The sequence below is a fragment of the Actinosynnema sp. NPDC023658 genome, from assembly GCF_040639995.1.
Lineage (GTDB): Bacteria > Actinomycetota > Actinomycetes > Mycobacteriales > Pseudonocardiaceae > Actinosynnema.
In genome coordinates this window covers 3,027-3,513 of sequence record NZ_JBFAAX010000597.1, presented here as the reverse complement: position 1 = coordinate 3,513, position 487 = coordinate 3,027, and the positions used below count along the sequence as shown (strand labels likewise).

Sequence of the window (487 nt, the reverse complement as noted above, 5' to 3'; positions counted from 1 at the left end):
GTCGCGCGCAGCGCCGGCGGCGCGGGGGTGCCCCGCAGGGCCTCGGCGCGGTCGGCCGCGGACAGGCCGGTGACGCGGGGGTCGGTGCCCGCGCACACGCTCTCCAGGACGTGCCGGTAGGTGCGCGCCAGCAGGTCGAGGTGCGCCGCGCTCACCTTGTGCGTGAACGCCTCCAGCACGAACGCGCCCGGTGTCGTGGAGACCGAGAGCCCGAACTCGTTGGGCGTGTCGTCCTCCACGCCGTCCAGGACGACCACGCCCGGGTCGAGGACGTGCATGTCGGTGTGGTTGAAGAACACGTCGACCAGCGGCGTCGCGCCGCCCCACTCGGCCTGCATCGCGGGCAGCGGGAAGTGCCGGTGCGGCCACAGCGCGGTCTCCGCCTCGAACACGTCCCGCGCCAGCTCCGCCCACGACCCGGCGGCGGAGCGCACCAGCAGCGGCACGGTGTTGAGGAACATGCCCCGCACCAGTTCGCCGTCCACGC

At 74.5% G+C, this 487-nt stretch carries 1 protein-coding gene; it reads right to left on the bottom strand.

Going from position 1 to position 487, the window contains the following annotated elements:
• Positions 1 to 487 (bottom strand): hypothetical protein (locus tag AB0G02_RS31835; RefSeq protein ID WP_360801478.1); only part of this gene is annotated, 487 nt, incomplete at both ends.